The organism is Xanthomonas sp., assembly GCF_017163755.1.
GTDB lineage: Bacteria > Pseudomonadota > Gammaproteobacteria > Xanthomonadales > Xanthomonadaceae > Xanthomonas_A.
This window is the reverse complement of sequence record NZ_JAFIWC010000011.1, coordinates 84,264-106,689: the sequence shown is the minus strand read 5'-3', so window position 1 is coordinate 106,689 and position 22,426 is coordinate 84,264. Positions and strand designations below refer to the sequence as shown.

At 71.1% G+C, this 22,426-nt stretch carries 16 protein-coding genes; 5 read left to right on the top strand and 11 right to left on the bottom strand.

Translation table 11 applies throughout. From position 1 onward, the window contains the following. Positions 1 to 5: 5 nt before the first annotated feature. Positions 6 to 1,829 carry a GspE/PulE family protein gene (locus JR065_RS09360; RefSeq protein ID WP_206233812.1) on the bottom strand — a complete coding sequence of 608 codons (1,824 nt, stop codon included), beginning with the start codon at positions 1,827 to 1,829 and terminating at the stop codon, positions 6 to 8. A gap of 75 nt (positions 1,830 to 1,904) precedes the next feature. On the opposite strand from JR065_RS09360, the gene glyQ reads away from it, so the two are divergent. Next, entirely contained in the window at positions 1,905 to 2,810 is a 906-nt protein-coding gene (gene glyQ, locus JR065_RS09355) for a glycine--tRNA ligase subunit alpha (protein WP_206233810.1), read from the top strand. A gap of 162 nt (positions 2,811 to 2,972) precedes the next feature. Continuing rightward, a complete protein-coding gene (gene glyS / locus JR065_RS09350) occupies positions 2,973 to 5,231 on the top strand; it encodes a glycine--tRNA ligase subunit beta (protein ID WP_206233809.1) in 2,259 nt (752 codons plus the stop codon). A 1,230-nt stretch (positions 5,232 to 6,461) separates the two neighbouring features. On the opposite strand, the gene rep is transcribed toward glyS, so the two are convergent. Continuing rightward, on the bottom strand, positions 6,462 to 8,438 hold the full coding sequence (gene rep, locus JR065_RS09345; protein ID WP_206233808.1) for a DNA helicase Rep: 1,977 nt from the start codon (positions 8,436 to 8,438) through the stop codon (positions 6,462 to 6,464). 113 nt (positions 8,439 to 8,551) lie between these two features. Between rep and JR065_RS09340 the strand changes: the two genes are divergently transcribed. Both JR065_RS09340 and JR065_RS09335 read left to right on the top strand, forming a co-directional pair. Next, positions 8,552 to 9,292, top strand: coding sequence for a sel1 repeat family protein (locus JR065_RS09340; protein WP_206233807.1), 741 nt, complete (start codon positions 8,552 to 8,554; stop codon positions 9,290 to 9,292). A gap of 57 nt (positions 9,293 to 9,349) precedes the next feature. Then, the gene (locus JR065_RS09335; RefSeq protein WP_206233806.1) at positions 9,350 to 9,970 is read left to right on the top strand and encodes a thymidine kinase; all 621 of its coding nucleotides are present in this window, start codon (positions 9,350 to 9,352) and stop codon (positions 9,968 to 9,970) included. A gap of 72 nt (positions 9,971 to 10,042) precedes the next feature. On the opposite strand, the gene JR065_RS09330 is transcribed toward JR065_RS09335, so the two are convergent. From JR065_RS09330 to JR065_RS09300, 7 genes are all read right to left on the bottom strand, one after another. Continuing rightward, positions 10,043 to 11,647, bottom strand: coding sequence for a glucan biosynthesis protein (locus JR065_RS09330; RefSeq protein ID WP_206233804.1), 1,605 nt, complete (start codon positions 11,645 to 11,647; stop codon positions 10,043 to 10,045). A 58-nt stretch (positions 11,648 to 11,705) separates the two neighbouring features. Next, positions 11,706 to 12,683, bottom strand: a complete 978-nt coding sequence (locus JR065_RS09325) for a DUF4380 domain-containing protein (RefSeq protein ID WP_429001850.1) — start codon at positions 12,681 to 12,683, stop codon at positions 11,706 to 11,708. Positions 12,684 to 13,314: 631 nt separating this feature from the next. Then, on the bottom strand, positions 13,315 to 16,161 hold the full coding sequence (locus JR065_RS09320; RefSeq protein WP_206233801.1) for a serine/threonine-protein kinase: 2,847 nt from the start codon (positions 16,159 to 16,161) through the stop codon (positions 13,315 to 13,317). Between the two features lie 12 nt (positions 16,162 to 16,173). Further along, complete coding sequence (locus tag JR065_RS09315) at positions 16,174 to 16,749, bottom strand: ECF-type sigma factor (protein WP_206233800.1); 576 nt, start codon at positions 16,747 to 16,749, stop codon at positions 16,174 to 16,176. Positions 16,750 to 16,818: 69 nt separating this feature from the next. Further along, positions 16,819 to 17,631 (bottom strand): bifunctional DNA-formamidopyrimidine glycosylase/DNA-(apurinic or apyrimidinic site) lyase, encoded by an 813-nt coding sequence (mutM, locus tag JR065_RS09310; RefSeq protein WP_206233798.1) that lies wholly within the window; start codon positions 17,629 to 17,631, stop codon positions 16,819 to 16,821. 170 nt (positions 17,632 to 17,801) lie between these two features. Continuing rightward, positions 17,802 to 18,179, bottom strand: a complete 378-nt coding sequence (locus JR065_RS09305) for an EF-hand domain-containing protein (RefSeq protein ID WP_206233797.1) — start codon at positions 18,177 to 18,179, stop codon at positions 17,802 to 17,804. Further along, positions 18,176 to 19,372: a DesA family fatty acid desaturase gene (locus tag JR065_RS09300; protein ID WP_206233796.1), complete on the bottom strand. Its 1,197-nt coding sequence runs from the start codon at positions 19,370 to 19,372 to the stop codon at positions 18,176 to 18,178. The genes JR065_RS09305 and JR065_RS09300 overlap by 4 nt, the downstream gene beginning before the upstream one ends. Before the next feature lie 139 nt (positions 19,373 to 19,511). Here JR065_RS09300 and JR065_RS09295 point away from each other — a divergent pair, with 139 nt between their 5' ends. Then, a complete protein-coding gene (locus tag JR065_RS09295; protein WP_206233794.1) occupies positions 19,512 to 20,351 on the top strand; it encodes an ABC transporter ATP-binding protein in 840 nt (279 codons plus the stop codon). Between the two features lie 21 nt (positions 20,352 to 20,372). Here the strand turns inward: JR065_RS09295 and JR065_RS09290 are convergent, their stop codons facing one another. Next, positions 20,373 to 22,001, bottom strand: a complete 1,629-nt coding sequence (locus JR065_RS09290; RefSeq protein ID WP_206233793.1) for an MFS transporter — start codon at positions 21,999 to 22,001, stop codon at positions 20,373 to 20,375. Continuing rightward, entirely contained in the window at positions 21,994 to 22,416 is a 423-nt protein-coding gene (locus JR065_RS09285; protein WP_206233791.1) for a DoxX family protein, read from the bottom strand. Before JR065_RS09285 ends, JR065_RS09290 begins: the two co-directional genes overlap by 8 nt. Positions 22,417 to 22,426: the final 10 nt, after the last annotated feature.

The following is a 22,426-nucleotide window of genomic DNA, read 5'->3' as shown; positions in this document are numbered from 1 at the left end:
GCCGCCTACTCGCGCGGCGGCAGCACCGACAGCACTTCCTCGATCGTGGTCAGGCCCTCGGCGACCTTTTCCAGCCCGGCGCGGCGCAGGCTGCGCACGCCTTCCGCCAGCGCGGCGCGGCTGAAGCCGGCCAGGTCCATGTCGGCGCGGATCAGGCTGCGCAGCTTCGGGGTGACCGGCAGCAGTTCGTACAGGCCGACCCGGCCCAGGTAGCCGGTGCGGCGGCACTCCAGGCAGCCGACCGGCGCGTACGCCTGCAGCGGCGCCGGCAGCGCCTCGCCCGGGTCGCGCAGCGCGTCCCATTCGAGGTCGCTGAGCGTGTGCGGGCGCTTGCAGTGGCTGCACAGCGTGCGCACCAGGCGCTGCGCCAGCACGCCGTTGAGGGTGGAGGCGACCAGGTAGTGCGGCACGCCCAGGTCGAGCAGGCGGGTGATCGCCGAGGGCGCGTCGTTGGTGTGCAGCGTGGACAGCACCAGGTGCCCGGTCAGCGACGCCTGCACCGCCATCTGCGCCGTCTCCAGGTCGCGGATCTCGCCGATCATGATGATGTCCGGGTCCTGCCGCAGCAGCGTGCGCACGCCGCTGGCGAAATCCAGGTCGATGTTGGTCTGCACCTGCATCTGGTTGAACTCCGGCGCGATCATCTCGATCGGGTCCTCGACGCTGCACACGTTCACGTCGGGCGTGGCCAGGCGCTTGAGCGTGGAGTACAGCGTGGTGGTCTTGCCCGAGCCGGTCGGGCCGGTGACCAGCACGATGCCGTGCGGGCGCTCGACCAGCGCGTTCCAGCCGGCCGCCTCCTGCGCGCTGAAGCCGAGCTGGTCCACGCTCTTGAACGCCGCGTCCGGGTCGAAGATGCGCATCACGCACTTCTCGCCGAACGCGGTGGGCATCGTCGACAGGCGCATCTCGGTCTCGCGCCCGCCCGGCGAGCGGGTCTTGATGCGCCCGTCCTGCGGGCGCCGGCGCTCGGCCAGGTCCATGCGCCCGAGCACCTTGATCCGGCTGACGATCGCGGTCATCACCGCCGGTGGCACTTCCAGCACCTTGTGCAGCACGCCGTCGATGCGGAAACGCATGCGCCCGGCCTCGCGCCGCGGTTCCAGGTGGATGTCGCTGGCGCGCTGCTCGAAGGCGTACTGCAGCAGCCAGTCGACGATGTGCACGATGTGGTGGTCGTCGGCGTTGACGTCGCCGGCGCGGCCCAGTTCCACCAGCTGCTCGAAGCTGGGCAGGCCGCTGCTCTGCTCGGTGCGCCCGTCCTTGGCCCCGCGCACCGAGCGGGTCACGCCGAAGAATTCCATCGTGTAGCGGTGCAGGTCCAGCGGATTGACCACCGCGATCTCGATCCGGCGCCGCGCCAGGTGCTGCAGGTCGGCCAGCCAGTCCAGCGCCAGCGGCTCGCTGGTGGCGACCAGCAGGCGCTCGGCCTCCAGCGCCAGCGGCAGGATGCGGTGGCGGCGCGCGTAGGCGTGCGAGACCACGCCGGTGACCGCGGCCACGTCGACCCGGGTCGGGTCGATGCGCAGGTAGCGCTGGCCGCAGCGCTGCGCCAGCCATTCGGTCAGCCGCTCCAGGCCCAGCTCGCTGCCCGGCGGGCGGGTCGCGGCCAGCTTCAGGTTGGACAGCAGCACCAGCGGATGCACCTCGCTGGCGCTGCGCGCGCTCTGCGCGGAGAACTGCATGCGCCCGCGATCGGCCGGCGCGACCAGGCCGTCGGCGAGCAGCGCGGCGGCGACCCGTTCGAAGCTCAGCCGCCCGGGCGGCAGCGCGACGGCGGCGGCGGGCGGAAGCGCGGGCGGCTGCCCGGCGGCGGGTCGCGATTCCATGGTCAGGTCCGGTGCGCGGAAGTCCCCGCAAGTCGGTCGTTATACTAGCGCACCCCTTTTGCCGGCCTTTGCTAGATGTCCGTCTCCCGGTCCGTACCGATCACGTTCCAGGGCCTGATCCAGACCCTCAACCAGTACTGGGCGCAGCAGGGCTGCGTGCTGATCCAGCCGTTGGACCTGGAAGTGGGCGCCGGCACCTTCCACCCGGCCACGTTCCTGCGCGCGCTCGGGCCCGAGCCGTGGAACGCGGCGTACGTGCAACCGTGCCGCCGCCCCACCGACGGCCGCTACGGCGAGAATCCCAACCGCCTGCAGCGCTACTACCAGTACCAGGTGGCGATGAAGCCGAACCCGGACAACATCCAGCAGCTGTACCTGGATTCGCTCAAGGCGCTGGGCATCGACCCGCTGGTGCACGACCTGCGCTTCGTCGAGGACAACTGGGAATCGCCCACGCTGGGCGCCTGGGGCCTGGGCTGGGAGGTGTGGCTCAACGGCATGGAGGTGACCCAGTTCACCTATTTCCAGCAGGCCGGCGGCCTGGAGTGCCGGCCGGTGCTCGGCGAGATCACCTACGGCCTGGAACGGCTGTGCATGTACCTGCAGAACTGCGACAACGTCTACGACCTGGTGTGGACCGAAGGTCCGCAGGGCATCGTCACCTACGGCGATGTCTACCTGCAGAACGAAGTGGAGCAGAGCGCGTACAACTTCGAGCACGCCGACGTGGCCGAGCTGTTCCACCGCTTCGACGCCAGCGAGAGCGAGGCGCAGAAGCTGGTCGAGCTGGGCCTGCCGCTGCCGGCCTACGAGCAGGTGTGCAAGGCCAGCCACAGCTTCAACCTGCTCGACGCGCGCCGCGCGATCTCGGTGACCGAACGCCAGCGCTACATCCTGCGCGTGCGCGCGCTGGCGCAGGCGGTGGCCAAGGCGTATTACGCGCAGCGCGAGAAGCTGGGCTTCCCCGGCGTCAAACGCTGAGGCTGTAGCCCCCTCTCCCGTCGGGAGAGGGGTTGGGGTGAGGGTACGTCTGCACGGACAGCCCGCCGCCCTGAACCTCCCAGGCTCCGCCCGTACCCTCATCCGCCCCTTCGGGGCACCTTCTCCCGCAGGGAGAAGGGAACCGCTAGCAAGGTCTGACACATGAGCGCACTACGTCCCCTCCTGATCGAACTGGGCACCGAGGAACTGCCGGTCAAAGCGCTGCCCGGGCTGGCGCAGGCCTTGTTCGATGGCGTACTCGCCGGGCTGGAGAAGCGCGGCATCGCGGTCGAGCGCGGCGACGCCAAGCCGCTGTCCACGCCGCGGCGGCTGGCGGTGCTGCTGCCGGGCGTGGCGCTGGAGCAGCCCGAGCAGCGCTCGGAGGTGCTCGGGCCCTACCTCAACATCGCGCTGGACGCCGAAGGCCAGCCGACCAAGGCGCTGGCCGGTTTCGCCGCCAAGGCCGGCATCGACTGGACCGCGCTGGAACGCACCCGCGACGCCAAGGGCGAGCGCTTCGTGCACCGCGCGCTGACCCCGGGCGCGCAGACTGCGGCGCTGCTGCCGGAGATCGTGCGCGAAGCGATCGCGGCGATGCCGATCCCCAAGCCGATGCGGTGGGGCGATCACGACTACGGCTTCGCGCGGCCGGTGCACTGGCTGGTGCTGCTGCTGGGCAGCGAGGTCGTGGCCACCGAACTGCTCGGCGTCAGCGCCGGCCGCATCAGCCGCGGCCACCGCTTCCTGCACGATGCGCCGGTGAGCCTGGCGCAGCCGGGCGACTACGTGGCGGCGCTGGAAGCGGCCAAGGTGCTGGTCGATCCGGACGCCCGGCGCGCGCGCATCGTCGCCGAGGTCGAGCAGGCCGCGCGCCAGGCCGGCGGCAGCGCGCGCATCGCCGACGACAACCTGGAGCAGGTGGTGAATCTGGTCGAATGGCCGTCGGCGGTGCGGTGCCGCTTCGAGCCGGCGTTCCTGGCGGTGCCGCAGGAGGCGCTGATCGAGACGATGGAGAGCAACCAGAAGTTCTTCCCGGTGCTCGACGCCGGCGGCCGGCTGACCGAGCACTTCATCGGCATCGCCAACATCGTCTCGCGCGACGTGGCCGAAGTGGCCAAGGGCTACGAGCGGGTGATCCGGCCGCGCTTCGCCGACGCCAAATTCTTCTTCGACGAGGACCTCAAGCAGGGCCTGGTGGCGATGGGCGCAGGGTTGGCGAGCGTGACCTACCAGGCCAAGCTCGGCAGCATCGCCGACAAGGTGCAGCGCGTGGCCGCGCTGGCCGAGGCGATCGCGCCGCAGGTGGGCGTGGACCCGGCGCAGGCGCGGCGTGCCGCCGAGTTGAGCAAGAACGACCTGCAGTCGCGCATGGTCAACGAGTTCCCGGAACTGCAGGGCATCGCCGGCCGGCACTACGCCACCGCCGCCGGCGAGCCGGGCGAGATCGCCCTGGCCATCGACGAGGCCTACCAGCCGCGCTTCGCCGGCGACGACATCGCGTTGTCGCCGCTGGGCAAGCTGCTGGCCATCGCCGAGCGCCTGGACACGCTGGCCGGCGGCTTCGCCGCGGGCCTGAAGCCGACCGGCAACAAGGACCCGTTCGCGCTGCGGCGCAATGCGCTGGGATTGGCGCGGACGGTGATCGAGTCGGGTTTCGATTTGGACCTGCGCGAGGCACTGGTCGCCGCCGTCCATTCTTCCAGCACTGCCACCGTGCTCGCCAAGGCGGTCAAGCAGCAGGCCGACGCCGAGGCCGCCGAGCGCAAGGGCGTCAAGGTCGCCGAGGTGCAGGTCGGGAGCGGGCACATGGTCGATGACCGTGACGTCGCGAACGAGATCTTCGACTTCGTCCTCGACCGCCTGCGCGGCTACTACGCCGACAAGGGCGTACCGGCGACGCATTTCAACGCGGTGGCGGCCTTGTTCTCGGTCGGGGTTGATCCCGAGAAGGGGACAGGCGCCTTTCCTGCGGCTTCTGTAGGAGCGGCTTCAGCCGCGACCGCCGCGCTCGGATCGTTGTACGACTTCGACCGCCGCATCGACGCGATCGGCACCTTCGCCACGCTGCCCGAGGCCGAGGCACTGGCCGCGGCCAACAAGCGCATCCGCAACATCCTGCGCAAGGCCGACGGCGCGATCCCGGCGCAGGTGGACGCGTCGCTGCTGACCGAGCCGGCCGAAAGCGCGCTGGCCGAGGCGGTGGAAGCGGCGATCGGCGAGACCGACGCGGCCCTGCACCAGCACGACTACGTCACCGTGCTGAACTTCCTGGCGCGGCTGCGCCCGCAGGTGGATGCGTTCTTCGACGGGGTGATGGTCAACGTCGACGACCCGGCGACCCGCGGCAACCGCCTGGCCCTGCTCAAGCGCCTGGGCGACCGCCTCGGCAGCGTCGCGGCGATCGAACACTTGTCCTCGTAAGTCGCGCGGCGGTGAAGACATATCAGGGGCTGCGAAAGCAGCCTCTTTTTTTTGTGGAAGCGACTCTGGGTGGCCTTGGGCCATCAGTCGCGACAAACGAAGTCGGCCATCTCCATCCGCCAACTGAAAAGCGTCGGGGCCGAAGCCCCTCCTACAGTGCACCCAGCCGGCCGTATACAAGCACCCGTATTGAGCCCCTCTCCCCCCGGGAGAGGGGTTGGGGTGAGGGTACGCCGGCGCAACAACAGCCCGGCACGCTCGAACTTCCCGGGCTTCGCCCCGTACCCTCATCCGCCCCTTCGGGGCACCTTCTCCCGCAGGGAGAAGGGAACTGCAGCAGGTTCGACCGTTGCCGGCCGACGACGCGTCGAGCACGCTCGCCATCGCGACGCGGCACCGTTGCCAATCCCCAATACCGGATCCCCACTCCCCGGCTCCTATGCAAGCACCCGTATTGAGCCCCTCTCCCCCCGGGAGAGGGTTGGGGTGAGGGTACGCCGGCGCAACAACAGCCCGGCGCGCTCGAACTTCCCGGGCTTCGCCCGTACCCTCATCCGCCCCTTCGGGGCACCTTCTCCCGCAGGGAGAAGGGAACTGCAGCAGGGTCCGACCGTTGCCGGCCGACGACACGTCGAACGCGGCCGCCATCGCGGCGCGGCACCGTTGCCAATCCCCAATCCCGGATCCCACTCCCCGGCTCCTATGCAAGCACTCGCATTGAGCCCCTCTCCCCCCGGGGGAGGGGTTGGGGTGAGGGTACGCCGGCGCAACACAGCCCGGTGCGCTCAAGCTTCCCGGGGCTTCGCCCCGTACCCTCATCCGCCCCTTCGGGGCACCTTCTCCCGCAGGGAGAAGGGAACTGCCAACAAGGTCCGACCGTTGCCGGCCGACGACGCGTCGAGCGCGCTCGCCATCGCGGCGCCTTGCCAATCCCCAATCCCCAATCTCGGATCCCACTCCCCGGCTCCTATGCAAGCACCCGTATTGAGCCCCTCTCCCCCCGGGAGAGGGGTTGGGGTGAGGGTACGCCGGCGCAACAACAGCCCGCACGCTCGAGCTGCCCGGGCTTCGCCCGTACCCTCATCCGCCACTTCGGGGCACCTTCTCCCGCAGGGAGAAGGGAACTGCAGCAGGTCCGACCGTTGCCGGCCGACGGCGCGTCGAGCGCGGCCGCCATCGCGGCGCAGCGCTGTTGCGAATCCCCACAATCCCGGATCCCCCATCCCCGCTTCAATCGAACAACGCCTGGATCGCCGCCAGCCCGGCATTGGCGCGATCCTTCTTGCGCTCGGCGTCGGCCACCGGGTCGGCGCCGTCGCGCTGCATCTCGTCGGCCGGGATCTCGTCGAAGAAGCGGCTGGGCTTGAGCCGGATCTGTTCGCCGAACTTGCGGGTCAGCTTGCTGTAGCTCATCCACAGCTGCTCCTTGGCGCGGGTGATGCCCACGTACAGCAGCCGCCGCTCCTCCTGCAGGTTGCCTTCGTCCAGGCTCACCTCGTGCGGCAGGGTGCCGTCCTCGCAGCCGACGATGAACACGTAGCGGAACTCCAGGCCCTTGGACGCGTGCAGCGTCATCATCCGCACCTGGTTGCCGCCGTCGTCCTTGTCGTTGCGCGACAGCAGCGCCAGCTGCGCGGCCAGGTCGCCGGCGCTGGCGCCGCGCGGGCCGCCCTCGAACCACTGCGCGAGCTCCTCCAGGTTGGCGCGGCGACGCTGGAACGTGGCTTCGTCCTTGCACTGGTTGCGCAGGTCGGTCAGCAGCCCGGACTTTTCCGCCAGCCGCCGCACCAGTTCGCCGGCCGGCATGCCGCTGGCGTGCGCGCGCAGGTCGCGCAGGATGTCGGTGAACGCGCTCAGGCCGTTGGCCGCGCGCGGCGGCAGCAGCTGCAGCGCGCCCATCGACTCGGCCGCGCGCGACATCGGCACGTGCTTGGACGCGGCCAGCTCGGCCAGCTTGGCCAGCGACGTCGCGCCCACCTCGCGCTTGGGCGCCTGCACCGCGCGCAGGAACGCCGCATCGTCGTCGGGGTTGACCAGCAGCCGCAGCCACGACAGCACGTCCTTGACTTCCTGCCGCTCCAAGAACGCGGTGCCGCCGGTGATGTGGTACGGCACGCGCAGCAGCTGCAGCGCCTTTTCCAGCGGCCGCGACTGGAAGTTGCCGCGGAACAGGATGCAGAAATCGCTCCACGGCACCTGCTTGGCGGTGCCCAGGTAGGAGATCTCCGCGGCGACCTTCTCCGCCTCGTGGTCACTGTCGCGGCATTCCCACACGCGGATGCGCTCGCCGTCGGCCTGGTCGCTCCACAGCGTCTTCAGGTGCTCGTGCGGGTTGTGCGCGATCAGCGCGTTGGCCGCGCGCAGCACGCGGTTGGAGCAGCGGTAGTTCTGCTCGAGCTTGATCACCTGCAACGCCGGATAGTCGCGCGCCATCTGCATCAGGTTTTCCGGGTTGGCGCCGCGCCAGGCGTAGATGCTCTGGTCGTCGTCGCCCACGCAGGTGAAGTTGCCGCGGGTGCCGGCCAGTATCTTCAGCAGCCGGTACTGCGCGTCGTTGGTGTCCTGGCTCTCGTCCACCAGCAGGTAACCGATGCGTTCGCGCCAGCCCAGCGCGATCTCCTCGTTCTGTTCCAGGATCTGCACCGGCAGCCGGATCAGGTCGTCGAAATCCACCGCGTTGAAGGTGGTCAACCGCGCCTGGTAGCGCTCGTACAGGCTGGCCGCTTCCTTCTCGCGCGTGCTGCGCGCGGCGGCCATCGCCTGCTCCGGCGACAGGCCGGCGTTCTTGGCGCGCGAGATCAGGTTGCGCGCGTCGTCGATGACGTCCGGCTTGGCGCCGTGCATCAGGTCCTTGAACTGCGCCGCCGAATCGTCCGCATCGAAGATCGAGAAGCCGCGCTTCAGCCCCACCGCGGCGTGCTCGATCTGCAGGAACTTCAGCCCCAGCGCATGGAAGGTGCAGATGGTCAGCCCGTCGGCGGCGTCGCCGCGGATGCGCTTGGCCACGCGCTCGCGCATTTCCTTGGCCGACTTGTTGGTGAAGGTGATCGCGGCGATGCGCTTGGCCGGGTAGCGGCCGGTGGCGATCAGGTGCGCGATCTTTTCCACGATCACGCGGGTCTTGCCGCTGCCGGCGCCGGCCAGCACCAGCAGCGGACCTTCGCAATGCAGCACCGCGGCGCGTTGGGGGGGATTGAGACCGTGCATGAAGACTTCCCTGGGCGGCGCATTGTAGCGGCCCACGGCGGCCGCTCCGATGTTGACGTAGCGATAGCGATTACGTAGAACCGTGGGTCTCACCATGCAGGGAAGGCGGTGCCATGGCGTGGAACTGGTCTGCTCATATCGCGATTGCGGCGCTTGCATCGGTGTTAGGCAGCGCGCCCGGAGTCGCACGCGCCCAGGAGCCTGTGGCTCCATTCACCTTCGAAGACGCCGACATCGTCACCTCGCGCGGCTTCTTGAGCTCCCATCCCGACCATTACTATCGCCAGCTTGGTATCCAGGCCATGGCCGATGGGCGCAACTCGCAGGCGCGTGGCTATTTCCGGCAAGCCGCGCGCTATGCGGATAAATTGTCGCAAGGCGCGCTGGCGGAAATGCTGTGGCGCGGCAAGGGAGGTGACGCGGACCGCGCGCTGGGCTATGCCTGGATGGATCTCGCGGCCGAACGCGGCACTCCGGCGCTGATCGCCCAGCGTGAACGCTACTGGGCTGAACTGAGCACGCAGGAACGCGAAAGGGCCGTAAGGGAAGGCAGTGCGATCTATGCCGAATACGCCGACAAGTTCGCCAAGCCCCGTCTGGAGCGCGAACTGCGCGTTGCGCTGAAGCGCGCCACGGGCAGCCGCGTCGGCGGGCTTCCGCGAGCCCATGTCTGCGTGAGCGAATTTTTCAGGGGCCAGTGCCGCGAGCCGATTCCCAGCGCAAGGTACTACCAGGAGCGCTACTGGCAGCCTGAGGCGTACTGGCGGTGGCAAGACGAAATATTGAACAGCCCTGCGCTCCGTGGCGGAGTGGATATCGGGCCAATCGAGCAGGTACCGCAACTCGGCGAATGACCGGCCGGACGTAAATGGTACGTCCGCTGGGTGTGTCGCCGACAGTAGAATTGTCCTATGGCCAAGCTCTACTTCTACTATTCGGCGATGAACGCCGGCAAGACCACGACGCTGCTGCAATCGGCGCACAACTACCGCGAGCGCGGCATGCGCACGCTGATCCTGACGCCGAAGCTGGACCACCGCGCCGGCAGCGGCGTGGTGGCCTCACGCATCGGCCTGCGCGCCGACGGCGAGACCTTCGTGCCGGATACCGACCTGCAGCAGCTGGTCGAACGCGACATCGCCCGCCAGGGCGAGCTGAACTGCGTGCTGGTGGACGAGGCGCAGTTCCTCAGCCGCGCGCAGGTGTGGCAGCTCAGCGAGGTGGTGGACCGGCTGCGCATCCCGGTGCTGTGCTACGGCCTGCGCACCGACTTCCGCGGCGAGCTGTTCGAAGGCAGCCAGTACCTGCTGGCCTGGGCCGACGAGCTGCAGGAGATCAAGACCATCTGCCATACCGGCAGCAAGGCGACGATGACCGTGCGCGTCAACGAGGACGGCCATGCGGTCCAGGACGGACCGCAGGTGGAGATCGGCGGCAACGAGCGCTACGTGTCGGTGAGCCGCGCCGAATTCAAGAAGATCATGCGCGGCGAAGGGCGCGTCGATCCGTTGCAGGCGGCGCTGCCGCTTTGAGCCTGCCGGGGCAATAGCCGTTCAGAGACCAAGGCTGGCGATCATCCGCTGTGCGGACGATCGCCAGCCCCGTCAGTACAGCGTGCGCTCGGCCGCCGGCGGCGGCGTCCACTGGTACAGCCAGGTCTCGGTCAGCGGCTTGCCGCCGGCGCGCAGGAACAGGCGGATGTCGATCTGCTGCGTGCCCTCGTCCGGCGGCACCACGTCGAACATCGCGCGGTAGCCCTTGATCTCGTGCAGCGGCCGCGCCGAGACGATCTCGGTGCTGCCGCGGCTGAGCTGCAGCACCGCCTCGACCTTGGCGTCCTTGTCCTGGGCCAGCCGCGCCAGCTCGCCGCCGGCGAAATCCACCGCGAAGCGCCACGAGAAGTGCTTGCGCTTCTGCCCGACGATGCCGCCCAGGCCGGTGCGCGTGGCCACGCAATGGGCCAGCGGCGAGGCCGCCGGCGGCTGCGCGCCCCAGTACAGCCGGTAGCCGAACAGCAGTTCCTGGCCCGGCTGCGGCTTGTCCTGCGGGTTCCAGAACGCGACGATGTTGTCGAAGGTCTCGTCGACCGTGGGGATCTCCACCAGCTGCACCGAACCCTTGCCCCAGCCCTGCTTGGGCTCCACCCACAGGCACGGGCGCTTCTCGTAGAACACGCCGTCGTCCTGGTAGTGGTCGAAGTTGCGGTCGCGCTGCAGCAGGCCGAAGCCGCGCGGGTTTTCGTCGACGAACATGTTGAAGCGCAGGTGTGGCGGGTTGCACAGCGGCCGCCAGATCCATTCGCCGCCGCCGGTCCACATCGCCAAGCCGTCGGTATCGTGGATTTCCGGGCGCCAGTCCCAGTCCATGCGGCGGTCGTTCTCGCCGACCTGGTACATGCTGGTGCACGGCCCCAGGCCCAGCCGTTCGATGGACTTGCGCGGGTACAGCGCGCTGTCGATGTCCATCACCAGCACGTCGCCGTTGGTGATCGCGAAGCGGTAGGCGCCGGCCACGCTCGGCGAGTCCAGCAGCGCGTAGACCACCACGGTGTCCGAACCGGCCTTGGGCTGTTCCAGCCAGTAGGCGATGAAGTCGGGGAATTCCTCCGGCCCGCCGGTGCCGGTGTCGATCGCCAGCCCGCGCGCGGACTGGCCGTACTGGCCTTCCTTGCCCACCGCGCGGAAATAGCTGGCGCCGAGGAAGGCGGCGAAATCGCGGTCGGTGTCCTGCTTGGTGTTGAGGCGGAAACCGGCGAAACCCAGTTCCTTGGGCAGGTGCTTGCCCTTCAGGCCGCTGCTGCCGTAGTCGAACGCGGCCGGGTCGTAGGCCAGTTCCTGCGCCTGGCCGTCGACCAGGTCGAACATGTGCACCGGCGACTTGAAGTACAGCCCCAAGTGGAAGAACTTGGCCTGGAACCGGGAGTCGTGGTCGACCGCCCACAGGGCGTGGTCCTGGCGGTAGCGGATCGACTGGTACTGGTCCCAGTTCAGCGCCTCCACCGGCGCCGGCAACACCCGCTTGTGGCTCTGGTACGGCGCGGCGGCCATGGCGCGGGCGTGGCCCTTGAGCCAGGCGTAGTCGAAGGGCTGCGGCTTGCCCAGGCGGCGCAGGCCGACCGCGGGCGCGGCCTGGCCCAGCATCGGCAGGGCGGGCAAGCCCATCGCGGCGAAGGCGGCGGCGGCGTTCTTGAGGAAATCGCGTCGTTGCATGGGCCGGATCGAAGTGGAAGGGGAGCCCATGATAGACAAGCGCCGTTAAACGCGAGAGCTACGGCGCGCCGGCGGCGCCGGCGCATGCGCCGGCCAGGGCCAGCGCCGCGGCGTGTTCGCACAGGAAGCGGCGCTGCTGCTCGGGATCGTCGCCGCCGGCGTAGGGCAGCAGCGTCCACAGCTCTTCGGCCTGCATGCGCTGGCCGGGCGCCAGCGTGCGGTACGGCGCGTGCACTTCCATCTCCAGCAGGCCGCTGCCCGGATCGTGCGCCGGCGCATCCAGGTAGAACTCGACCTGGCCCTGCTCGGGATGGATGCGCGCGCGCGGCTGGTGCGCGAAGCGGATCACCCAGGCCTGGCGTCCGGCGAACGCGGCGATCCAGCCGGCCGACGGCTGCAGCAGCAGCTTGCCGCGCTGGCCGGCGTTGCCCGCCGGCGGCGCGGCGGCCAGGAACATCAGCCCGTGCCGCAGCGCGTAGCCGGGCGCGACGAAGCCGGCATCGGTCGGCGGCTGGGTGCGGATATCGGCGGCGCCGGCCACCGGCACCACCACGCGGGTGCTGGCCGCGGTACGCGTGTTGAACCACAGGTCCCAGGCCACCGCGGTCTGGCGCACGTTGCGCGCGTCCACCTGCACGCGCACGGTGTCGGCGCGCTGCGTGGACAGGACGAAACGCTTGTCCAGGCGCACGCCGCTGACCGGGCTGTCGATGCCGCGCAGGTGCAGGCGCTGCGGCGTGCGCTGCAGCACCGTGGCGGTGGCGTAGCCCAGGTACGGGTCCGGCGGCCAGTTGGCGCGTGCCGCGCGCCGCGCCGGATTCACCTGCTGGTGCAGCCACCACTGGCTCTGCGGCCCGACCCACACGTCGTGGCCCAGGTACGCGATGTCGCCCGCATCGGCGCGCACCGGCGGCCGCGGCTGCTGGCGCACCGCCTCGCCGATCTTGACCAGGTTCGCCTCGCCGGCGCGCTGGAAGCCGAGCACGCGTCCGCCGAGCGTGGGGGTGACGGTCAGGCGCAGCACGCCGTTGTCCAGCACCCAGGGCGGCGGCGCATCGGCCTGCGCCGCCGCGGCCGCCGCCATGGGCGCTACGCCCAGTAGCGCGAGCAGCGCCGCGAACGGGCGCGGCCATCGATTCTGCGTGTCGGCGCGCATGGCGGCCTGCGGTCGGCGAAAGGAAGCGCGATTGTGGCCGCTGCGCGGCGGCGGCGACAGCCCGGCCCGTGGCCGCTGGTATTCGGTCCAGGCAGGTCGCGCCGCCCGTGCGACGCCTAGGCAGGCAAGAGCGAGGACGTGAACGCGCGCGTCCAGGCCGGAGCGATACGCGGTGCGCGGACCATGACCTTTCGGGTCGGACCGGCGGGAATGGATGTCCGTGGAGCAGTCTGCTCCTCTGCGGGCGAACGCTTGTGGGGCGCGGTTGTGGTGGATTCGGCGGCGTGACGACAGGTTCGTCGATAGAGCCCGTCGCGACTGAAGTCGCGCCCACGGTGCTTCGCCGGCCCTACCTGGGCTGAAAGTGCCTGGCTAGCGCGCCGCGGTCAGCGGCGCCGGATCGCCGTAGCCGGCGCTGAGTTTGTCCACCTCGCGACAGCGTGCCGCCTTGCGGCTGCGCCACTCGCTCCCACGGTGTCTCGCCGGTCATGCCTGGGCCGAAAGCGTCTGGCTAGCGCGCCGCGGTCAGCGTCGCTGGATTGCCGCAGCCGGCGCTGAGCTTGTCCACCTCGCGCGACAGCGTGCCGCCTTGCGGCTGCGCCTGCGCCAGCTCGCCCTGCAGCGTGCGCAAGGCCTGGCGACCGGCAGCGGCGGCGTCCGGCGCGCGGCAGCGGATGTCCGCCGCGTAGGCGCGCGCGCGCCAGCGCAGCTTGCGGCTCTCGATGCCGTCGCCGTCGTCGTCCCCCCGCGCCTGCGCCTCCAGTTCGCGCAGGGCGTCCTGCTCGCGGCCGAGCGCGGCCAGGTTGTGCGCCCACGCCAGGCGCGCGGCGCGGGTGCGTGGATGCGCCGGGCCGTAGCCGGCCTCGGTGTGCCGCAGCGCCTGCTGCAGCAGCGCATCGGCCTGGCGCGGATCGCCCAGCGCCGCGCGCGCCTCGCCGATCAGCCGTTCGCTGTCGCCGACCGCCGGGTGGTCGCGGCCCAGCTGCGCGATCCAGCGCTGCCGCGCCTCGTACAGCGGCGCCAGCGCGTCCTGGTGGCGGCCGGCCGCCGACAGCGCCAGGCCCTGGTTGATCAAGCCGTAGGGCAGCATGGCCTGGCTGTCGGGCGCGCGCAGGATCGCCACCGCATGCGCCATGTCGCGTGCGGCCTGCTCGCCCTGGCCTTGCTCCATCGCCAGCATCGCCAGCGAACTCCAGCTCATGCCGGTGTCGCGATGCGCCGGGCCCAGCCGTTCGACGGTCAGCGCGTGCGCCGCGCGCAGCTCGCGCTCTGCGCTGTCCAGCCGGCCCTGGTCGACCATCACCGCGGCCAGCAGCCGGCGCACCGTCAGCGTGTCCGGGTGGCGCTCGCCGTGCAGCGCGCGCGCCAGCGCCAGGGCCGCGGCCACCACCTGCTCGGCCTCGGCGACGTCGCCGCGGTCGCGGTAGGCCACGCCCAGGCTGCGCCGCAGGGCGATGCCGAGCGGGTGCCGCGGCCCGGCCTGGCGCTCGAGCAGCGCCAGCGCTTGCCGGTAGCCGGCGATCGCCGCGTCGGTACGTCCGACGTCGCTGTCCATCGCGGCGATGTCGGTCATGTTCTCGACCTCGCCGACCGGGTCCTTGAGCACGTCGCGGCGCAGCGCCAGCGAGCGCTCGAACCAGGCGCGGGCCACGTCGCGCTCGCCGAGCACGCGCCGGCAGCGGCCCAGCTGCGAGAAGAAGCCCGCCGCCTGCAGCGGCAGCTGCGCCTGCTGCTGCAGCGCCTGCGTCGCCAACGGCTCCAGCACCGCGGCGCACTCGCGCGAGCGGCTCAGCAGGCGCAGCGCGCGCCCGTGCTGGGTCGCCGATTCCAGGCGCAGCGCCAGCGGCACCTCGTCCAGCGTGGCCAGCAGCGCGCGCTGCCGCTCCAGCAGCGCCAGCGCCTCGCGGTAGTCGCCCAGGCCGATGCGCAGGCGCCCGATCACCCCGAGCAGTTCGGCGCGCGCCAGCGGCTGCCGCGCCAGTTCGCGCTCGCCGCGCTGTTCGCCGGCGCTGAGCAGGCCGCGCACGTCGAAACCGTCGCCGCGCTGCGCGTTGCCGGCGCGGTCGAACAGGCCGATCACGAAATCCTGCATCGCCTGCGCGCGCGCGGTCTCGCGCCGCGCCTCGCGCGCCTGCCACAGCGCCACGGTCGCCGCGCCGAGCAGCGCCGCCACCACCGCGCTGCCCAGCGCCACGCTCCAGCGATGCCGCTGCAGGTATTTCTGCAACCGGTACAGCAGGCGCTGCGGACGCGCCTGCACCGGCCGTCCCTGCAGGTAGCGGCACAGGTCCTGCGCCAGCGCCTCGGCCGACGAGTAGCGCTGCGCCGGCGGCTTCTGCAGCGCCTTGAGCAGGATGTTGTCCAGGTCCCCGCTCAGGCGCCGCGCCAGCCGCCGCGCGTCGGCCGCCTCGCAGCGGCCCTGTTGCGCGGCGCGCTGCACCGCCAGCGACGGACGCGGCGCCTCCACCGCCAGGATCGCCCGCTCCCACTCCGCGTCGCTGTGCCGGCGCAGGTAGTAGGGCTTCTGGTCGGTCAGCAGTTCGTACAGCACCACCCCGAGCGAGTACACGTCGGTCAGCGTGCTGATCGGCTCGCCGCGCACCTGCTCGGGCGCGGCGTAGTGCAGGGTGAAGGCGCGCACCTCGGTGCGCGGGTGCGCCTCGGCGTCGGCATCGGCGTCGAGCAGCTTGGCGATGCCAAAGTCGAGCAGGCGCACCTCGCCGTCGGCGTTGACCAGGATGTTGGACGGCTTCAGGTCGCGGTGCACGATCAGGTTGGCGTGCGCGTGGCTGACCACCTTGCACACCTGCAGGAACAACTGCAGCCGCGCGCTCACCGGCAGGCGCAGGCGCTGGCAGTAGTCGGTCAGCGGCTCGCCTTCGACATAGGCCAGCGCCAGGTACGGCTGGCCGTCGGCGGCGATGCCGGCGTCGAGCAGGCGCGCCAGGTTGGGATGCTCCAGCCGCGCCAGGATCTCGCGCTCGCGGGTGAAGCGCAGGCGCAGGTTGGCGTCGGCATAGCCGGGGCGAAGCAGCTTCAGCGCGACCTGGCGCTGGTACAGGCCGTCGGCGCGCTGCGCCAGCCATACCTGGCCCATGCCGCCCTCGCCCAGCGGCCGTTCCAGCTGGTACGGCCCGATCCGGCTGCCGGGCTGCAGCGTCGCCGCTGCGGCGGCGAGCAACGGTTCGCTGAGCAGGTCGGTGCCGTCGGCGTCCAGCGCCAGCATCCGCGCCAGTTCGTCGGCCGCGTCCGGATCGTCGCCGCGCAGCTGCGCCAGGCGCGCGACGCGCGCGGCCTGGTCGAGTTCCAGCAGTTCATCGAGCAGCGGCGACAGGCGTTGCCAGTGCAGCGCGTCCATGCCGGCGGCCGCTCAGTGGTCCTGCATCGCCGCCAGCAGGAACATGCGTGCCTTCTGCCAGTCGCGCCGGATGCTGCGTTCGGACCGCTGCATCAGCTCGGCGATCTCCTGTTCGGACAGGCCGGCGAAATAGCGCAGCTCCACCACCTTGGCCAGGCGCTCGTCGACCGCCTGCAGCCGGTCCAGCGCCACGTCCAGCGCCAGCAGGTCCTCGTCCAGGCGCACCCCGCCGCTGTCCTCGGGGATCTCGGCCACGCGCTTGAGGTCGCCGCCGCGCTTGCGGGTCAGCCGGTTGCGCGCGTAGTCCACCACCACGCTGCGCATCGCCGAGGCGGCATAGGCGAAGAAATGCGCGCGCCCGTCGAAACGGGCCAGGCCGTTGGAGCCCAGCAGCTTCAGGTAGGACTCGTGGACCAGCGAGGTCGCATCCAGGGTCTGGCCCTGCTGCCCGGCCAGCTGGCGCCGGGCCATGCTGTGCAGTTCCTGGTACAGCGTGCTCAGCACGCGGTCCAGCGCCTCGCGGTCGCCGCCGCGCGCGGCGTCCAGCCACACGGTGATCTCGGGTACCTCGGGTACGGCCTCTACCACGGCGGTCTCTCCTCCGGCCGGGAATGGCGCGGACTATAGCGCGCGCCACCGCGGGAAAGCTGCCGTCCGTCAGCGCTGGCAGCTGCCGCACCAGACGCTGGCGCGCTGGCCGATGCTGGCGTGGCGCAGCGGCCGCCCGCAGCGCTTGCAGGCCTCGCCTTCGCGGCCGTACACCGCCAGCTCCTGCTCGAAATAGCCCGGCGCGCCGTCCGGGCTGATGAAGTCGCGCAGCGTGGTGCCGCCGCGGGCGATCGCATGGCCCAGGATCGCCTTGGCCGCGGCGGCCAGGCGCGCGTAGCGGGCGCGCGAGACCTGGCCGGCTTCGCGCAGCGGATTGATCCCGGCCTGGAACAGGCTTTCGGCGGCATAGATGTTCCCGACTCCGACCACGATGCGTTGGTCCATCAAGAACGTCTTCACCGGCGCGCGGCGGCCACGGCTGCGCTGGAACAGGTAGTCGCCGTCGAATTCGTCCGACAGCGGCTCCGGCCCCAGCTCGCGCAGCAGTTCATGGATGTCGCCGGGCGCCTGCCACAGCAGGCAGCCGAAGCGGCGCGGATCGTTGAAGCGCAATACGCGGCCGTCTTCCAGGCTGATGTCGACATGGTCGTGGGCGCGCGGCGGGGTGTCGCCGGGCAGCACGCGCAGGCTGCCGGACATGCCCAGGTGCAGCAGCGCGCTGCCGGCCTCGGTGTCCAGCAGCAGGTACTTGGCACGGCGGCGGATGCCGGCGATGCGCTGGCCCGGCAGCCGCTCGGCCACCTGCGGCGGAATTGGCCAGCGCAGGTCGGGCCGGCGCAGGATCACGCCGTGGATGCGGCGCCCGCGCAGGTGCGGCTCCAGGCCGCGGCGGGTGGTTTCTACTTCGGGTAGCTCGGGCATGGGGGAAGTCTAGAGCGGTTTTGCGTGGTCCATTCTCAGGCGGCCGATCCCGTGGGAGCGGCTTCGACCGCGACAGGCGTTGACGGCGACGCGTGCGGCGGCGGCGCGATGCGGTGGCGGCGCCACTTGTCCTGGTCCGGACGCCTGCGTCCGCCGATACCTGCGCCTCGTCAGCGCGGCGGCGCCGCCAGTTCGCGCGCGCTCAGGTAGCCGTTGCCGTCGGCGTCCTGCTTGCGGAAGCGCGCGGTCAGCGTGGCCTGGTGCTGCGCGCGGGTGAGCGGCTGGCCGCGTCCGCCGGGCAGCTCGGCGGCGCTCAGCACCCCGTCGCGATCGCTATCGCGCTCATCGAAGGCGTAGCTCATCCACGCCAGGTATTCGTCCAGGCCGATGCGGCCGTCGCCGTCGCGGTCCATGCGCTGCAGGTAGTCGGCGGTGCTGCTCACCTGCGCGGCGGCGCCGAAGCCGGTCGCGGCCAGCGCCAGCAGCGCCCACGATGCGCGCCGCGGCAGGCGGCGACCGCGTCCGGGCGCAGATTGTGCCGGGCTCATGCCAGCGCGTAGCCCTTCAGGCGCGCCGCATACGCCTGCAGCGCGGCGATGCCGCTGGCTTCGGCCTCGTGGCACCACGCCTGCAGCTGCTTCAGCCGCTCGCTGGCGTCGTGGCTGCGCGCCTCCAGCAGCGCCGCCAGGCGCGCGCGGTGCTCGACCAGCGTGCGCATGCGCGGCCGTTGCGCGACCCAGTGCTGCAGCTGCTCGCGCGCATCGGGCTTGAGCCAGCGGCCGTCGTCGACCAGGCCCTTGCGCAGGCGCCGCGGCAGCAGCTTGCGCAACTTGGCGCCGGCCAGCGCGGCTTCTTCCTTCAGCGCCGGGGTGAACACGTTGCGCTGGTAGTCGGTCATGGCCTGGAAACGGTGCGACAGCAGGGCGCGCAAGGTGTCGGCGTCGGGCATGGCGATGTTCGGGCGCACGTTGAGGGTCGGCGCCACGCGCAGGATCCTGGCCAGGCGCAGCGCGGCCAGCGCGCGGATCGCGATCCAGCCGATGTCCAGCTCCCAGCGCCGCATCGAGAAGCGCGCCGAACTCGGGAAGGCGTGGTGGTTGTTGTGCAGCTCTTCGCCGCCGATCCACAGCGCCCACGGGGTCAGGTTGGTCGAGGTGTCGGCCGACTCGAAGTTGCGGTAGCCCCACCAGTGGCCCAGGCCGTTGACCACGCCGGCGGCCCAGAACGGGATCCACGCCATCTGCAGCGCCCACAGCGCGATGCCCGGCAGGCCGAACAGCAGGAAATTGACCGCGAACAACGCGACCGGCCCCCAGTTCGCGTGCGGGGTATAGAGGTGCCGCTCGATCCAGTCCTCCGGCGCGCCCTTGCCGTACTGCTCGATGTCCCCGCGCATCGCGCGCGCCTCGCGGTACAGCTCCACGCCGCGCCAGAACACCATGCCGATGCCCTTGGTCTGCGGGCTGTGCGGGTCTTCGTCGGTCTCGACCTTGGCGTGGTGCTTGCGATGGATCGCCACCCATTCCTTGGTGATCATCGAGGTGGTGAACCAGGTCCAGAAGCGGAACGCGTGCGCCAGCAGCGGATGGAAGTCCACGCCGCGATGCGCCTGGCTGCGGTGCAGGTACAGCGTCACCGAGAAGATGGTCAGCTGGGTCGCCACCAGCAACACCGCCAGCAGGCCCCACCAGCCCAGTCCCGCCAGGCCGCCGCTGAGGAAGTCGAGGATCGCGTCGGACATGTGCAGTCGCTCCAGGCCGGCATGCGGCGTGATGGTGTTCGAGCAGACATGATGGGGTCTGTGCCGGCAAACTTCACCCGTCGCACGCGTACGGTGTTCAGCCGCCGCGCGCTCCCTATCACAGAACGGTTTCCCCTCCATGTCCGTTGTTCCAAGCGATGCAACCCCCATGCCAGCGGGCAGCCCGCTGATCGAACTGGACCGCGCCAGCGTGGTGCGCGGCCAAGTGCGGGTGCTGCACGAACTGAGCCTGCGCATCGCGCTCGGCCAGCACACCGCGCTGCTCGGCCCCAACGGCTGCGGCAAGTCCTCGTTCATCAAGTTGATCACCCGCGAGCTCTACCCGCTGGCGCGCGCCGGCGAGGAGCCGCCGGTGCGGGTGCTCGGGCACAGCCGCTGGCGGGTGGACCGGCTGCGCACCCAGCTGGGCATCGTCAGCGGCGACCTGAGCGTCAACCTCGCCGACATGCCCGGCCTGGACGTGGAGAGCGCGGTGCTGTCCGGGTTCTTCGCCAGCTACGTGGTGCCGCCGCATCGCGAGGTGACCGCGGCGATGCGCGAACGCGCGCGCGAAGCGCTGCGCCTGGCGCGGGCGCTGCCGCTGCTGCACCGCGCCTACGCCGAGCTGTCGGCCGGCGAGACCCGGCGCGTGCTGATCGCGCGCGCGCTGGTCAACCGGCCGCAGGCCCTGCTGCTGGACGAGCCGAGCACCGGCCTGGACCTGGTCGCGCGCCAGCATCTGCTGGACACGATGCGCGAGCTCGCGCACCAGGGCATCACCCTGGTGCTGGTGACCCACCACATCGAGGAGATCGTGCCGGAAATCCAGCGGCTGATCCTGCTGCGCGGCGGTCGCGTGTTCGCCGACGGCACGCGCGAGGAGCTGCTGAACGACGCGACGCTGTCGGCGGTGTTCGACGGGCCGGTGCGGGTGCGGCGCGAAGGCGCGCAGTACGTGGCCAGCGTCGCCGCGGGCTGACCTGCGCGGCAGGCGCCGCCGCTACGGCGGTGGCGGTGGCGGCGGCGACGCCTGGCGCAGGTCCAGCGCCAGGAAATGGTGCACCGCCGGCCGCTCCGGGCCGATGTGGTAGCGCAGCGCCACGCCCTGCAGATCGGCGTCGGCGTGCGACACGCGCTGGTGCTGGCGCAGGTGTTCGGCCCAGGATTCGACCAGGAACCACTCCATCACCCGCTCCGGATCGTTGCTGTGCTCGGTGATGCCCCAGGCGTAGGCGCCGTCGCGGCGACGCTCGCGCGACAGCTGCCGCAGCGCGTGCAGGAACGGCGCGCGGTCGGCGATGCGCACGCGGTATTCCACCTGCACCATCACCGGCCCGCGGTCGTGCGCGACCGGCGCGTTGAGCAGCGGCTCGGGCCAGTGGTTGGACGGCTGCAGGTCGGCATCGCCGGTGGGCAGGCGCAGGCGGTGGAAGGCGATCGCGACCAGCAGCAGCGTGCCGGCACCGACCAGCAGCGTCGCGGCCACGCCGATCTGCGCGGCGACCAGGCCCCAGCCCAGGCTGCCGGCGGCCATTGCGCCGTTGAACACGGTCAGGTAGATCGCCAGGCCGCGCCCGCGCACCCAGTTCGGCAGCACCGACTGCGCCACGCCGTTGAGCGTGGTCAGCGCGACGATCCAGCCCACCCCCAGCACCAGCAGCAGCAGCACCGCGACCGGCTTGGGCGGCGCCGCCGCCAGCGCGCTCATCACCACCGCGGCGAGCACCGCGGCCAGCAGCAGCAGGCCGTCGGCATCCAGGCGCTGGCGCAGCCACGGCAACGCGACCGCGCCGACGATCGCGCCGGCGCCGACCGCGCCCAGCAACACGCCGTAGAAGCCGGCGCTGCCGCCGAGCAGGTTGCGCGCGACCAAGGGCAGCAGCGCCCACACCGCGCTGGCGAACAGGAAGAACACCGCCGCGCGCAGCAGCACCACATGCAGCTCGGCGCTGGCGCGTGCATAGCGCAGCCCGGCGCGGAAGGCACCGAAGAACTGTTCCGACAGCCCGCTGTCGGCGGCCTTGGCGCGCGGCCACCACAGCAGCGCGGCGACCACGAACACGTAGCTCAGCACGTCGCCGGCATAGGCGGCGACCGCGCCGAAGCCGGCCAGCAGCACGCCGCCGAGCGCCGGGCCGATCGCGCGCGCGATGTTGATGCCGAGCGAGTTCAGCGCCACCGCGTTCTTCAGGTCCGCGCGCGGCACCAGTTCCGGCACGATCGCCTGCCAGGTCGGCCCCATCAGCGCGGCGCCGATGCCGCCGACGAAGGTCAGCGCGACCAGGTACTCGACGGTGAGCGCGCCGGTCCTGGACAGCAGCAGCAGGCTGCCGCTGACGCAGGCCAGCAGGATCTGCACGAAGATCAGGAAGCGGCGCCGGTCGAGGATGTCCGACAGCACGCCGGCCGGGATCGCCAGCAGGAAAACCGGCAGCGTCGCCGCGGTCTGCATCAGCGCCACCGCCGCCGGATTGCTGGACAGGTCGGTCACCAGCCACGAACTGGCCACGTCGCGCATGAAGCTGCCGACGTTGCCGAGCACCGTGGCCGCCCACAGGATGGCGAACACGCGGTGCTTCAGCGGTGCGAAACTGCCCGCCGGGGCGGGCTTGGCGGGAAGCTCATTCATCGTCGCGCTCGCGCAGGTCGTGCCAGGCCACGAGCAGGAAGCCGCCGACCAGGCCGAGGTGTTCGTAGAAGCTGTTCATCGCCGCGAACCGCGCCGCGCCGTCCAGCGTCCAATAGCGGTTGGCCATGCACGAGGCCGCCAGGGTGAACGCGGCCAGCGCCAGCGCGCCGAGCCAGCGATACGTTCCGCACAGGATCGCCAGCGAAGCCGCCAGCTCCAGCACGATCACCGCCAACGCCAACGGTCCCGGCGGCGACAGCCCGAAATGCGCCATCTCGGCCACCGCGCCGTCGAACGCGAAGGCCTTGACCAGCCCGCCCTGCAGGTACGCCGCGCACAGGCCGAGCAGCGCGAGCCAGCGGATCCACCGCGACGACAGGCCGCGGCGCAGGATCGCGGGCGCGGACTCACCCATCGCGGCGGCT